Source organism: Kitasatospora sp. NBC_00240, assembly GCF_026342405.1.
GTDB lineage: Bacteria > Actinomycetota > Actinomycetes > Streptomycetales > Streptomycetaceae > Kitasatospora.
Genome location: NZ_JAPEMU010000002.1, coordinates 301,631 through 315,394, shown reverse-complemented (window position 1 = coordinate 315,394; position 13,764 = coordinate 301,631). Strand labels below are relative to the sequence as shown.

At 68.2% G+C, this 13,764-nt stretch carries 8 protein-coding genes and 5 pseudogenes; 3 read left to right on the top strand and 10 right to left on the bottom strand.

Annotated features, from left to right (window positions below; genetic code table 11):
- Nucleotides 1–154: 154 nt before the first annotated feature.
- The 5 genes from OG689_RS41190 to OG689_RS41170 all read right to left on the bottom strand — a co-directional run bounded on the left by OG689_RS41190 (nucleotide 155) and on the right by OG689_RS41170 (nucleotide 3,810).
- Nucleotides 155–433 (bottom strand): hypothetical protein, encoded by a 279-nt coding sequence (locus OG689_RS41190; protein ID WP_266328213.1) that lies wholly within the window; start codon nucleotides 431–433, stop codon nucleotides 155–157.
- 18 nt (nucleotides 434–451) lie between these two features.
- Nucleotides 452–889 carry a hypothetical protein gene (locus OG689_RS41185; protein WP_266328211.1) on the bottom strand — a complete coding sequence of 146 codons (438 nt, stop codon included), beginning with the start codon at nucleotides 887–889 and terminating at the stop codon, nucleotides 452–454.
- 380 nt (nucleotides 890–1,269) lie between these two features.
- Nucleotides 1,270–1,662, bottom strand: a complete 393-nt coding sequence (locus OG689_RS41180) for a hypothetical protein (RefSeq protein ID WP_266328209.1) — start codon at nucleotides 1,660–1,662, stop codon at nucleotides 1,270–1,272.
- A 411-nt stretch (nucleotides 1,663–2,073) separates the two neighbouring features.
- On the bottom strand, nucleotides 2,074–2,910 hold the full coding sequence (locus OG689_RS41175) for a nucleotidyltransferase domain-containing protein (RefSeq protein WP_266328207.1): 837 nt from the start codon (nucleotides 2,908–2,910) through the stop codon (nucleotides 2,074–2,076).
- A 90-nt stretch (nucleotides 2,911–3,000) separates the two neighbouring features.
- Nucleotides 3,001–3,810: a hypothetical protein gene (locus OG689_RS41170; protein ID WP_266328205.1), complete on the bottom strand. Its 810-nt coding sequence runs from the start codon at nucleotides 3,808–3,810 to the stop codon at nucleotides 3,001–3,003.
- A gap of 579 nt (nucleotides 3,811–4,389) precedes the next feature.
- On the opposite strand from OG689_RS41170, the pseudogene OG689_RS41165 reads away from it, so the two are divergent.
- Nucleotides 4,390–4,590 (top strand): annotated as a pseudogene (locus tag OG689_RS41165) (5'-nucleotidase); the annotation flags it as partial.
- Between the two features lie 303 nt (nucleotides 4,591–4,893).
- Nucleotides 4,894–6,450: an exonuclease domain-containing protein gene (locus OG689_RS41160; RefSeq protein ID WP_266328203.1), complete on the top strand. Its 1,557-nt coding sequence runs from the start codon at nucleotides 4,894–4,896 to the stop codon at nucleotides 6,448–6,450.
- Nucleotides 6,451–6,798: 348 nt separating this feature from the next.
- Here the strand turns inward: OG689_RS41160 and OG689_RS41155 are convergent.
- Nucleotides 6,799–7,067: pseudogene (locus tag OG689_RS41155) on the bottom strand (transcription termination factor Rho); the annotation flags it as partial.
- Between the two features lie 1,036 nt (nucleotides 7,068–8,103).
- Here OG689_RS41155 and OG689_RS41150 point away from each other — a divergent pair.
- Nucleotides 8,104–8,562, top strand: coding sequence for a hypothetical protein (locus tag OG689_RS41150; protein ID WP_266328201.1), 459 nt, complete (start codon nucleotides 8,104–8,106; stop codon nucleotides 8,560–8,562).
- A gap of 475 nt (nucleotides 8,563–9,037) precedes the next feature.
- Here the strand turns inward: OG689_RS41150 and OG689_RS41145 are convergent.
- From OG689_RS41145 to OG689_RS41130, 4 genes and pseudogenes are all read right to left on the bottom strand, one after another.
- A pseudogene (locus OG689_RS41145) lies at nucleotides 9,038–9,340 on the bottom strand (integrase core domain-containing protein); the annotation flags it as partial.
- A 4-nt stretch (nucleotides 9,341–9,344) separates the two neighbouring features.
- Nucleotides 9,345–9,863 (bottom strand): annotated as a pseudogene (locus tag OG689_RS41140) (IS30 family transposase); the annotation flags it as partial.
- A gap of 73 nt (nucleotides 9,864–9,936) precedes the next feature.
- The gene (gene ltrA / locus OG689_RS41135) at nucleotides 9,937–11,748 is read right to left on the bottom strand and encodes a group II intron reverse transcriptase/maturase (protein ID WP_323189265.1); all 1,812 of its coding nucleotides are present in this window, start codon (nucleotides 11,746–11,748) and stop codon (nucleotides 9,937–9,939) included.
- Nucleotides 11,749–12,330: 582 nt separating this feature from the next.
- Nucleotides 12,331–13,757, bottom strand: a pseudogene (locus tag OG689_RS41130) (IS3 family transposase).
- Between the last annotated feature and the right edge of the window lie 7 nt (nucleotides 13,758–13,764).

Sequence of the window (13,764 nt, the reverse complement as noted above, 5' to 3'; positions counted from 1 at the left end):
GGCCGCTTGATCGGGGACCGTACGGCGGGCACCTGCGAGGCCGGCACCCTGGTCGAGCCGCGCGGCTTCGTCCGGACCTCTACCGACCGTCCGGACTGGGACTCCACCTCGTGGCAGTCCGGCAGAGCGCTGGCCGCGCCGGGTCGGGCGCTGATCAACGAACGGGCGCCTGCTCAGCCGGCTCCACTGCCAGTTTCCGTGAGCGCAGCGCCTTCGTGGTCTTGGCGGCCAGCCGAGGATCGCTGAGAACCCGGGCGATGACGGCGTCGTCGCTCAGCTCTCCGTGCTGCGCGGGCGACGGTGCGCAAATCTGCTCCAGCTCGGCCAGCAGGTCCGCGGCATCGCCTTCCTCCTCCTCGGCGTCCTCACCGCCGTTGAACGCGGCGGTCGTCAGCGTGAGGGCAGTCCGCAGGTGCGCGACCACCTCGTTCATTGCCGCCCGGTCCTCTGGCTAGGCGAGATCCGGGTGCTTGCGAGTTGGGGTGTAGACCTTGCGCAGGGCTTCGATGGCGTTGCTCAGCTCCTCGAAGGCCACGGTGTACAGGTCGCTGTCCAGGTTCTCCAGGCTGGACAGCGCCGTGTACGGCTTGCCGGTCGCATCCTGCGGGTACTGCCCGTCGACATCCAGTTCCTGCAGCCCGACAACCGAAGCGAGCACGCTGACCGCGCCGGACAGGTTCCGGCAGGTGTCCCCCAGCAGAGCCTGCTTCCGGCGCAGCGTCGCGGCCCGGTCGTTGGAAGCGGGGCCACTGTTCTCGTCGTCGGCGAGTGCCTTGGCTTCACGGCCCAAGAGCCGGTGCGCGGCGATCAGCGCCGCCGCCGCCTTCCGGGCAGCCGTCGTCTCCCGGCCGGTCCGCACTCCGGGCGTGTGCTCCCGCTCGTCTGGCATGCCGCTCTTCTCCTGCGCCGCCAACGACGGCGACCGTGATCGATCGAGACCTGTCACCGTGCTCGGCGACGGAACTGGTGGCCGCCGCCGCTTCCGGCGACGGCCTCCGGTGTCGCAGCGTTCAACGACTGCCTCTGGCCCCGGACACGGTTCGGGCGGCGAGTGCCACCGTGGCGGTGTAGCCGGCGGTGGGGGTGCCCGGCCGTGAGGGTGCCGGGCTCCACGGCACGGTTTGCGGCAGCACGGGGTCTTCCAGGGGGTTGGGGTCGCGGTCCGGCGCGCCGGGGCGGAGCGGCCGGTGTGGAGCGGACGGCGTCTCCCGCACACGCGCCCGCTGCGGGGCCGTCACCGTTTTTCAGCCTCCGGCAGGCCGGGAACAGCTACCGCGCGGTCCCGGGCTGTTGATCGGGGATACGGGAGACGATCATGCTGAGGGCCCCGGAGTACGTGGTCCCCAGCTCGGTGACGGTTCCGGGGTGGGGGCCGGGACCGTGGCGTAGTGCGCTGACGTAGTTCTCCGGCAGCAGAACACGGTCGCCGACCTCGAGGCGGCTGGGGCCGGTCCAGCGGTAGCCGTAGCCGTTCACCGTCACAGCCTGGGCCCCACGGTCCTCGAACCGACGCAGTTGGGCGTCGAGTTGCTCCTCCAGCGCCTTGACTCTCCGCTCCAGGTTCTCGGTGTGGACCTTGGCCGAGCTGTCCGCGGATTGGCGACCCTGAGCGTAGCCGTCCCGGTGTCCCTGCTGGTAGGCGTCGAGGAGTTGCTTCTCCATGTCAGTAGTGTGCAGTTTGCAGGCGACGACCCGGCCATAGATCTGTGATTTGCAGGGTGTCCCAGCTTTGGTGGGTCTACCGCAGGGACGGGGGTCTTGGTGTTCGAACACGAGGTCCTCCCTGAGTGGCATGGGGCCTTGACCGGTCGTCCCACCGCACCTTGCGGTCCCCTGCGCGATGAAGGTCCTCATCATGCCTTGCCGTGTCAGCACTGCGGGCGCGATTGGGGATCTTCCAAGGCGGCGTCGAGGTTCGAACTATCTGGTTGCGGTAGCTCGCCAGCCGCCTCTGCGCCCATTGCTCGACCAGGTCATCGCCGTACGGCAGGGCGCCACCCTCGTCCGCTCATCGCGGGGCCTCCTCTCTTCGGCACTCCCGTCCCGCCCGCGCAAGCGTCGGTCAGGGAGAGGTCAGCCGTCGGCCGGTTCGATAAGCAGGGCGCGCAGGGTCTTCGTGCGGTGGGGGTTGAGGACCTCCAGCCATGACTGCCCGTCGTCCAGGTAGCGGGACATGAACTGGAAGTAGTGCCAGCCCAGGTCGACGAAGCAGGTCTCCTCGACTGCCGCGTGCTGCAGTCTCTTGCCGTGGAGGGCGACGGTCGACAGGTCGCTGCCGCGGCTCTCGAGGAAGGACGAAGCCGCGAAAGCGGCCCTGCGCAGGGGGCTGGTGTCGAGCCAGCGCCGCTCGATGTGCCGGGTGGTCCGGGGTTCGCCGGGCCGGCCGTCGTCCAGGGTCAGCGCGGTGATGGTGATCTCGCCCTGGGCGTGCCGGCTGTGGAGCTCGATGCGGGCGGGCCGGGGCACCAGGTCCTCGATACCGGCGAAGGCCGGGAGCATATGGTCGCGCGGGGCTCTGCTGGCATCGGGGTCCGGTGTGAGTGCTGCCAGTCGTTGCCGGGCGAGGTCGAACGGCTCACCACGGCGCCACAGGAGGGTGAGTGGGAAGCCCTCGGCTGTGAGGGAGTCCCTGCCGCGGAACTGGAAGGAGATCCCCCGGGTGTTGCCCCGCAGGCCCTGCTTCATGGACGTGTAGGAGTCCTTGCCGTAACAGGAGGCGTGAAGGGATTCGTTGAGCCACCGCTTGTCGGTGCCGTGCTCGACGACCACGTCGATGTCCTTAGGTTCAAGGGCACCACGCGCGTAGGACCCGAAGACGTACACCTCGTCGACAAGGCCCAGCGGCCAATGGCCGCCCTCCAGCCGGTCGATCATGTCGGCCAGCAGCCTGGTGCCGCGTTCGCGCTTCACTTCTGTTTCTCCCAGTTCTTCCTCGTGCGTAGAAGACCGTGACGGCCCGGTGGCCGGGCGCGACGCACCTGCCGCGCCCGGCCACCGCGCTCATGCCGTCGGATGTGTGACGGCGCCGACCGCTGCCGTCGGTGTCTTCGTGAAGGCCTCCACAGCCGCCGCCAGGAACAGTGCGGTCTGGCGGGCAACCGGGCCGGGCCCGAGGTCGCGCGGGTCCTGCTGGTCGAAGACCACGGACATCCGCTCCACGGCTTCCGTGTCCTTCCTGCGGCGGTCCCTCTCCAGCGCTGCGGCGAACTCGGCCGGGGCCTCCCGCTTGTCCAGGATGATCACCACCGCGACGTGCTCGCTCTCGTGTCCCACGGTCTGCACCCGCCAGCCCAGTCGGCGGGCTGCGCTACGCAGCGCCGCACGGATGAGCGAGATACCGCCCAGGGCCTCGGCATCGGCCGGTGACAGATTGGCTTGCAGGGAGCCGCCGTAGACGCCGGCGCCCTCCGGACAGGTCGACTCCAGGACGGGCAGGAGTGCCTTCGCCAGCGCCGCGCACCACGGGTCCTTCGACAGCGGCGTCTTCTTCGCCGACGCGGCAGCCGGTTCACTGACCGGTCGGTCGTCCGCCGCGGGCGCGAGAACGGGGGCCGGCGTGTCCAGGTGCCGCTCCAGAACGGTCAAGGCCCGGTTCATGCCGTCCTGGTCGAGCCGGGCCGGGAGGAGGCCTGCGTCACCGCAGGTGACAACGTGCGCCAGCGCCTTCTGGTAGGGCATGGACCGGCTCTCAGCGAGGGTCTTGGCCAGGCGCGTGCGGTGGGTACGGTTGGCGGTCATGCGTATCCGATCGGGTCTGCCGGAAGCAGAGGCATCCCACCGCGCGATGTCTCCGGGCAGACCGCTGGACACGAGAAGGGCCAGAACCGGTGCCGGGTGCATCCTCTGTGGTCCGGGCGGCGGCCCGGTTCGCCCGAGGCGGTGGCCAGGTAGGGCGGCACGCGCCCACAGGCGCGAGATACCTCGACTATATCCCGAACTCGCCTGCGTCCGTTCGCTCTTCGGATAGCTGCCGCGCTGCGGGTCTCTACCGACGGCTCCAGGACGGGGCGACGATCCCGGCCGGGACCCGCTGCTCCCGTCCGGCTCGCCGGGCTCCCCAGGATGTCCTGGGTCCTCAGCTGCCCGGTCCGTAGTGCGCGGGGCCGGGCGAGGGCAGGTATCCGTGATACTTCAGCCGCCGGAGCACCAACCAGCCGGGCATGAGGCGCCCGAAGCCGAATCGGTGGCCGTCGGGACCACGTGGACACCGTCCAGTGCCTTCCCGCCCCAATCCCCGCAGCCAGTTCGGCACCGTGGCCCGCGTCCTCAGCACCTGGGACCGGCCCACCGCCTGCGCCCCGGCCCCCTTCCTTCGCCCGGGACGTGATATCACACAGAAGCGACAATGAACGGACGTACCGGGAGCCGGGGGCCAGAGGGGTTGATGAGGTGGCCTACGAGCTCGCGGACCGACTCGTCCTCGGCATCGCCTCCAGCGCCCTGTTCGACCTCACCGACTCGGACAAGGTGTTCCGGGAGCAGGGCGAGGAGATCTACCGGGCCTACCAGGAAGAGCATCTGGACGACACGCTCCCGCCCGGAGTCGCGTTCCCGTTCATCCGGCGGCTGCTGTCGTTGAACGACCTCGCCCCGCGGGTTCTGGCACGCAACCAGCCGCCCCGGCCCGCGCGGCCGGGCTGCACGCGTGCCAGGGGGCACTGACACGCCCTCGTCCTCGCCGGCTCGGGCGCCGCCCCCCGCTGGCGGGTTCAGGCGCTCCGCTGGTCGAGTACGGCCCGAGCAGGGAAACGGCGTGCTGCGCATCTGGGGAGAGCCAGGGTCGCCGTCGGCCGCAAGGAGCCACTGCGAGCACAGAGGCCCTCCACGGCCTGGTCCCGGATTGGCTCGCACGATGCCCTCGGGCCTGGGCATCCAGGGCGGCACAATCACCCTATGAGCATCGACCCTAGGCGGAGCAGGTTGCCGATCCGAGTGTTGGCTGCTGGTGGCCACAGCGCCGCCGATCGCACCGCGCCACGATGGAGTGGCCCGAAAAAGACGAGCGGTCAAGTGCCACTGTCGATCTTCGAACCTGCCTACCTCAGTCGCTACCACAACCTCGGTGTGAACCCGCGGGCGCTGACTTTCGCCGCCATCGACCTGGCGACCACAGGCTTGAACCCCGGACGTGACCGGATCTGCGAAATCGCCGTTGTCCGCTTCCGCGGCGACGGGACCGAGCTCGGTGAGTATGCGACCGTCGTCGATCCGCAACGTCCTATGGGAGCGACGGAGTTCCACGGCCTTGAGGGCTCCGATGTCAAGGGGGCGCCGACGTTCGCCGAGGTCCTGCCCGACCTGATGAGGCTGCTCTCGAACGCGATCGTTGTGGCGCACAATCTGCTTTTCGTGGACATGTTCCTCAAGGCAGAGTTCGGGCGGACAGGACAGGTAGCACCACGGTGGCCCGGACTCTGCACGCTGGTGACCACGCAAGCGCAGCTCGACGGACCCGCCTACAGCCTGCGCTCATTGCACAGGACCTTCACCGGCGAGTGGATCACCGACGCCCACACCGCTCTCAGCGACTGTCGGGCGACTACGACCCTGTTGACGCAGCTGATCGACCGCTCACCCAGCCCCCTGCGCTACCTGGGGCCGCCGATGTCCGATGCACCGGACCTGGCCGACACCCCTGCGGGACGGATCGCAGCCCGGGCCCCCTCCATGTCCGCCCCAGAGGGCCTGCTGGCATCGATGGCACGGCGTTTCCCGCTCACCGAACTCGACCACCCTACGGTCACCGGCCCTGCCCAGGAGTACGAGCAAACCCTCGCTCTCGCCCTCGACGCCGGGCGGATCACATGGGACACAGCCTGGACCCTGGCAAGGCTCGCCCAGGGAGCCGGCATGGACCAAGCATTCCTGCACCGAACCAACCTCCTGGCATGGCGCCACATGCTCCACACGGCACCGGACCCGGCCTCCTGGTCGGAGGGACGACGACACGACGTCGCACGACTGGCCACCCACCTCGGGCTCGTGGAACACGCCCGCTCGCTGAGTCACGGCCTGCCGACGCCCGCGGTACGTGAGCCCTGGGAGAGTGCACTGAAAGGTTGGAGACTGGGCTTCGATGACACCCCAGAACTGTCCGGACTCAAGGATCTCGCCCTCCGCCACGGTGCCTCCATCGCGAAGCGCCTGACCGAGACGGTGCGGATGTTCGTCACCGCGGACCTCGCTGGACGTAGCTCAAGTGCGGCGAAGGCGCACGAGCTGGGCATTAGGACTGTCAGCCCCACCGAAGCGGAACGTGAGCTGAGAAGCGGCATCGAGGCGGCAGCCCAGAAGGAACGACAGCTGGCAGAGCAACAGGCCGCACTGGAAGAGCAACGTGCCGCCGAAAGTGCCGAGCGGGAGGCCTACTTCACCCACGCGTGGCGCGCCCATGAGCAAGACCCCCAATGGGGACAGGACTCCGGCATCGCAACCATCAAACTGCACTGACCTCCGGTACGACGTCACCTGAAAGCCCTGCCGGTCGGCGAGCAGGTGGAGCGGGGCGCCGTACTGGGCGTAGCGCTTGCGTTTGGTGATGCGGGCGATGATGGACGCATCCGAGGACTGCGGTCATTGGCATCGTCCGAACGCTCAGCCTCATCGACACAATCCTGGAGCGGGGCCGGAGGCCGTCGAAGCCGGACGTCTCGCTGCTGGACGACAGCATCGATCCCCGTGTGCGGGCCTATCCATCCCTCCCGTGATGACCCGGGCATGCCGTCTTCCTCGCCGTCGTCCTGACGCGCTCGTCGGCGGATCCGGCGCTGACGCTGTTGGTGGAGTGACCTGGAGCGGTCAGCCGGTGTTGGGCCGGGTCGCGGTGACCTGGCGGAGGACCTCGGTGTTGTTCATGGTCTTCTTCAGCCGGTCCTGGAGCAGTTCCATCGCCTGCTGGGTGTCCAGGCCGTTGAGCACACGGCGCATGTCCAGGTTGCGGAGGTGCGGGCGGGGCCGAGGAGGAGTTCCTCGCGGCGGGTGCCGGAGGCCTGGACGTCGACGGCGGGGAAGATGCGCTTGTCCGCGAGCCTGCGGTCCAGGCGCAGCTCCATGTTGCCGGTACTCCTGGCCCGGCTGGGCATCGCGCCCCACCCGGTCCCCGGGCCGCAGGGCGCAGCGCACGGTCGTGAGGGCGGTGGTGGGGAGGGCGCGGGTGGGGGTTCTGCGGCGTTCGAGCGGGGCGTGGCGGCCCTTGCGCGGTACGCCGAGCGGGAGCAGCGGGTGGTGGTCCCCCGGGGCCATGTGGAGGCGCTGGAGGACGGGAGCAAGGTGAAGCTCGGGGTGTGGCCGTCCAACGTCAAGAACCGCCGTGACCGGCTTGGTGAGGAGCAGTTGGCGCGGTTGGCCGGCGCGGGGGCGAGGTGGGTCATCGAGTGGTCGCCTCGGGTCCGACGGCATCCGGTCCTAAGCTCCCGTCGGGCGCTCGGTCCGGGGTCGAGCACCGTACGGCGCGGGCAGGTGTCAAGACGCTGGGAGGTTCTCGGCGGACAGGCTGGGAACTCCTCTGGGGCGAGGGTAGCGCCCTTACCATTTAAGTAACGATTCATCAAGTCTATTATCTATCAGGCGACTTGGCGACCACTCATTTGCTACTGTCGCGCTGCTGGCGATGGTTCGCCGGGAGCACTCTGGGCGCCGCGCGTGACATCCCTTCACGCGAGGCGAGGACCGCACGGCCCTGCCGTGGCTGCCGAACCCGCGTACCGGCGACTGCCTGCCCACCGCAGCAGGCGCGCAGACACCCCGCCGCTCGCACCGAGCGCCTCGCGTAACTGGACCGCAAGAGCTGTCCCGGTCCCGGGGGTGGCGCGGGAGCCCGGGGATGCGGCGCGGCGCCGGGCGGGGTCTGACGGCCCTGGGAGTGGGCCAACTGGGGTCGGTGACGGAAAAAAGGAGCCGGGGCGGACGGCACCCTGGGAGCGGGCACCCGTGAGCGGTGGGGCAGCGACTTCTCGCTACCCAAACGGCGCAAAGGTTCACAACTAGGCAGAATCGTTCGCCTATAGTGCGAACTGTGGCGTCGGCGTGTGATCCGCCAGGCCTTCACTGCACCGATTACTGCAGGTTCGCAATTTGTCGACTGTGAATCAGAGCCGAGAACCAATGGTCGATCAACCCCCTGACTCCTCTATCCTCCCGAATGTCGGAGGCTCAGAAGCTGCTGCGCGTCGCATCAAGGCGGGCCTTGCCTACATCTGCGTCCACATGCAGGAGATCCGTGAAGACTTGACCGGCAATCAAACTGACGGTCCCGTGGGAGCTCCGGGTGTGCTGCATGATCTGCAGCAAACGCTCGCCGCCGGCCAACAGTACGGCCCAGCCCTGGAGGCGATTCACCGCGCGTTGCTCGACGCTGGCGACGTGCTCGGCCTCTACGGCAGGGTTCATCCTAATGATCGGGGGCTGGTGCCGGACGGCTTCGACACCGCAAAGCCGCCCCCATCCCACGACGTGGTCTATCTGTGTCCGCTGGACCAGTGCTCGCGCTACAGCTGGCCGCAACCCGGCTCACCCCCGCGCTGTGCGATCAGCGGTCAAGCCCTACGTGAAGACCACCTGTAGCGATGGGTGACTTCCTGAGCACTCTCGGCGAGAAGCTCGCTGAACGCTGGCTCACTTTGCTCGTCCTGCCCGGCGCTCTCTACATCGCCGCCGTCGTCGCCGCGCCGAGTCTTGGTCATGTACACGCCCTCGATGCCAACCGGCTAACACGCCAGGTCGCAGCGTGGGCGAAGTCTCCGACAGTCACAACCGTTAGCGGCCAGATCATTCTTCTCGCTGCAATCCTGGCCAGCGCTGCGGCCGCTGGCCTTGCCGCGCAGGCTCTGGGCCGCATCATCGAGATCCTCATCCTGGCCGCCGACTGGCGGGCGTGGCCCCGCTGGCCGCGTGCATTCGTCGGGTGGCGTGTGACAAAGCGGCGCAACCGCTGGGACCCTGCCTACCTTGCGTATCAGGCCGCGCGAACGGCTGCCGCAGCCGCCCGGGGTCACGGCACTGAACTGCCCCGAGTTTCGTGGAGTCCGCGATCGTGTGATCAAGCGGTCTGCGGGACTGCCTCCACGCCGGTCCAGTACGCCTGCTCGTACTCGTCGGGCGGGACGTAGCCCAGGGCGGAGTGGAGTCGTTCACCGTTGTACCACGCGACCCACTGGAAGAGGGCCCGCTCGACCTCGTCGAAGTCCCGCCACGGCCCCTGATGTTCGATCAGTTCGGCCTTGAATGTGCCGTTCAGGGCTTCTGCCATCGCATTGTCGTACGAGTCCGCGACGGACCCGACCGACGCTGAGGCGCCGACCTCGGCCAGTCGCTCCGTGTAGCGAATGGACACGTATTGGGTGAGTTCAACCAGTCGTTGCAACACCGGGGTGTTGCAGGGAGCGTAGCTGCTCTTCGAAGACCTCGGCCGGTGTCCGCCAACCAAGGACTTTGCGGGGCCGGTTGTTGATCGCCACGGCGACGGCTTCGAGGTCCGTGGACGACCAACGGGAGAGATCGGTGCCCTTCGGGAAGTACTGACGCAGCAGCCCGTTCGTGTTCTCGTTTGTCGGTCGTTGCCAGGGTGAGTGCGGATCGGCGAAGAACACCTTCGTCCCGGTATCGAGAGCGAACTGGGCATGACCGGAGAGTTCCTTCCCACGGTCCCAGGTGAGGGTCTTGCGTAGCTGCTCGGGCAGCTGCGCCATCGACGTGGTGAGTGCAGCGTTCATCGCGATCGCACCGTAGCCCCCAAGCGAGGGGCCGTTCTTCACGGGCGGACTCTCGCCCCAGCCCTCGAGCCGGGGCAGGTGCACCAGGAGCGTGGAGCGGCTGCTGCGCTCGACAAGCGTGCCGATCGCGGAGCGGCCCGTCCCGATGATCAGTCGGGTAGCCGGGGCCCATTACTGGGACCCCGGCCCCCTCAGAACCGTGCAAGCAGCTTTCACCGCACACGGCTCAAGCAAGCCCCGTGGGCTCGCGGGCAGGCGAAGGTGCGGGACGTGTCGGCTCGGCGGCTCCGTTCCGCCGTTGACACTGGGTGTGGAGGAGACGGATTCGTTGATCGCCCGGCGTGCTCCCGCCCAGGAACGCGACGTACTGCTTGGAGATCGCCTTCCTGATGACGGCCCGCCACGTCTCCCACTCCTGGGGGCTTCGCGGCGGGTGGTCGGCGTGCAGCAGGAGCCCTCCGCAGGCTGGGCAGCGACCGTGCTGGGCCTGAAGCAGGCGCATGGTCATACCGTCCACCGGCAGAGGTGGTCCCTTGCGGCGCCGCTCGGCCCAGTACGGCTCCAGGGCAGGGTCATCCGGAGACGCCCTGCCCTTGACCAACTGGTGCCGGACGATCTTCGTCCAGGAGAACTTGAGTAGGTAGGCGCCGCTGTCGCGGTCGCCGAACACCCACCGGTCCTTCCTGGACTTGTTGAACCGGCCGAAGTACTTGCTGGAGACCCAGTGCTTCGGCTTGTTCGGGTGGCTGTGCTTGGCCCACTTGTAGGCGAGCGTCCACATGTAGTTGTCCAGCGCCGTGAAGACCTCGCTGGACACCACCGTCCGGTAGTAGGCCGACCAGCCCCGCACGATGGGGTTGATCTTCTTGAGCACGGCCGCAGCGTTGGCCCCTCGCAGGGCCAACATCTCGGCGTGCAGCTGTTCCCGGATCCGTCGTTGCGCCGCTGTGCTCGGCTTGATCAGCAGTTTGCCGTGATACCGGCGGACGTTGAACCCCAGGAAGTCGAACCCGCTCTCCGCGTGGACGATGCGTGTCTTGTCCTCGTGGAAGGCGAGTCCTCTGGGCGTCAGCCATGCGGCCAGCCGTTCCTTGACCAGTTCGGCCTGCTCACGGCTGGTGCATATCGCGACAAAGTCGTCTGCGTACCGCACCAGCACGGGGCTTCCGCTCTGCGCACTGCCGGCGTCTCGGCCGGCGGTGAAGTAGCGGACCCCTGCGGCTTCCTCCATCCCGTGCAGGGCCACGTTGAAGAGCAACGGGCTGATCACCCCGCCCTGCGGAGTTCCCTCCTCGGTCGGGGCGAACCGACCTTTGTCCACGACCCCGGCCTTCAGCCACTGCCGGACCAGTCCCCGGGCGGGGAAGGTGCCGAGCGCGGCCATCAGCCGGGCGTGGTCGATACGGTCGAACGCCGCCGTCAGGTCCGCGTCGAGCACCCACACACGCTGCGGGTTCTTCCCGTTGAGCGTGGAGTAGATGGCCCCGATCGCGTCGTGACAGCCGCGGCCGGGCCGGAAGCCGTACGACTTCGGCTCGAACCGCGCTTCCCACTCGGGTTCCAGTGCGCCCAGTGCCACAGCTTGAAGGCACCGGTCGACGATCACGGGAATCCCGAGGCCGCGCTTCTTCGTGGTCCCTGGTTTCGGGATGAACACCCGCTTGACGGGCTGGGGAGTCCAGGGTCGGGCCCGGTGCTGGACCCAGTGGGCCAGCGCGGCCTTCGACTGGGGAAGCAGTACCACCTTCCCGTCGACTCCCGCCGTCGCGCGTCCTGCGTTGATCTCCGTGACCCGCCGCACACTCAAGAGCGTGTTCGAACGGGACCGGAGCATCAGCTTCTGCAAGTTGCGGACCTTCTTCAGGTCCCCTGCCTGCGATGCCGTGAAGATTCTCTGCCGCAGACGCCGTACGTCCTCCTCGGCGCGGCGCCAGTTGACCGACGCCCAGTCCAGGCCTTCGCCCTCAGGTCCGTTCACCGTCGCGGCAGCAGCCGGGACGGTCTGGACCGCTCCGTCCGCATCCGTGTTGGTGTCCAACTTGTCCCTCGGTTCCGTCGTCTTCGTCCAGTGAGTCCGCACAGGCTCACCCGGCCCACGTCAGCACCCTTTCGGGTCCAGGCAGCAGCCTGTATCCGGACGGTTATGCGAGGCGATCGACGGAGAGGCCGATCATGCTGCCCCGGGTTCCCGTTTCCTTTCGGCTTCCGGCATTGGCTTCTTGGGCCATCCTGTTCCCGCTGGGGAGTTGAGCCTTCCTCACGGTCGGCCGACCGAGCCACGCAGGCTCGGACCCCAACGGGGTTTCCACGTTCCACACGAGTGAGATACGACCGGGGTGGGTGCTCTCTTTACCCCGAGGCGGCGGTGTCCACCTGGCCGGAGTGACCTCTACCGGCCAGCGCCTGCCGCTTCTCAGCGGCCAGCCATGCACCCCGCTGGTGCTTTCCATCGGCGGGGCTTGGGATCACGAGGCATCAACGAGAGTTCACTTGCGTTCACCCGTCCGGTCTTCCCCTTGCCGGTAACTTCCGGATGGAACGGAAGTCCTTGGGCTTTCCCCTGAGCTTCGCACCACGCCGTTACCGGCATCGCACGTCAAGGGTGGGGACGCGGAAGTTGTCAAGTCAAATGAGACGGTTTGACGCTATATGGACTGTTGTGCGGGCAGTGTCTCTGGCTTGGCTGGTTGATCCAGACCTTCTGGGGTATCTCGGGCGGCTTCGGGTGTCGGGCGAAGCGTTCGGGGTGGCGTGCGTAGGCCTCGGTGAGGGTGACGGCCCGCTGCTCGCGGACCAGATCGGCGGTGCCGAAGTGCACGGAGGCGGGGGTGTGCAGACCGATGCCCGAGTGCCGGTGTTCGTGGTTGTAGTAGGTAAAGAAGCCCTCGCACCATTCGCGGGCGTGGGCAAGGGAGTTGAAGTATTCCGGGAAGTCGGTGGAGTACTTGATGGTCTTGAACTGGCTTTCGCTGTACGGGTTGTCGTTGGAGACCTTCGGCCGGGAGTGGCTTCGGGTCACACCGAGGTCGATCAGCAGCTGGGAGACGGCCTTGGAGGTCATCGAGGTGCCCCGGTCGGCGTGCACGGTCTCCGGCACGATGCCGTTGCGTTCGATGGTCTCGCGGATCAGCTCCTCGGCGCGGCGGGAGTCCTCGGCGGCCTCGACGGTCCAGCCGCAGATGTAGCGGCTGTAGATGTCGATGATTGCGTAAAGGTGGTACCACTCGCCCTTGTTGGGGCCGCGAAGCTTGGTGATGTCCCAGGTCAGGACCTGGCAGGGGGCAGTGGCCAGCAGCTGGGGCACGGTCTTGGCGGGATGGGTGGCCTGCCTGCGGCGTTCCCCGGACTGCCCGGCGGCGTTGAGGATGCGGTACATCGTGCGCTCGGAGCACCAGTAGGTGCCGGCGTCCAGCTCCCGTGCCCAGACCTGGGCGGGCGGCAGGTCGACGTACTCGGGCCGGTTCAGCAGGTCCAGCACCGCCGCCCGTTCGGCCGGGCTCAGCGCCGAGGGCGGGGACGGTCGTGGCTTGCGCTCGGCGGCCCGGGGCGGTTTCAGCCTGCGGTAGTGGGTGGCCCGCGAGCGTCCGATCAGGCGGCATGCCGTGGTGGTGCCGAGTTCGGGTTCCAGGCCCGCGAACGCCTCGTCCAGGACCGGCGCGAGGGCGCGGTTCAGTCCGCGCTCTCGGAGAGCATCTCCAAGAGCGCATGTGCTTTTCCCAGCACAGCCAGGGCGGCGTCGCGCTTGGCGACCTCCTGTTCCAGGCGGGCGACCTTCTTGCGCAGCCGTTCCAGCTCGGCCTGTTCGGAGGCCTTCTTCGAGCGGGCGGGCGAGGTCCGCTTGTCGGTCAGCGTGGCCGTCGCCCCGGCGTCGCGGGCCTGGCGCCACTCGATGATGTGTGAGTGGTACAGCCGCTCGCGGCGCAGGATCGCGCCCTTCTCGCCGGTGGGCGCGGCGTCGTACTCGGCGACGATCCGCAGTTTGTACTCCGGTGAGAACGTCCGCCGCTTCGGCTTCGGCGCCGGGTCGGGTTTGGTGGTGCTGGCCATGCTGAAG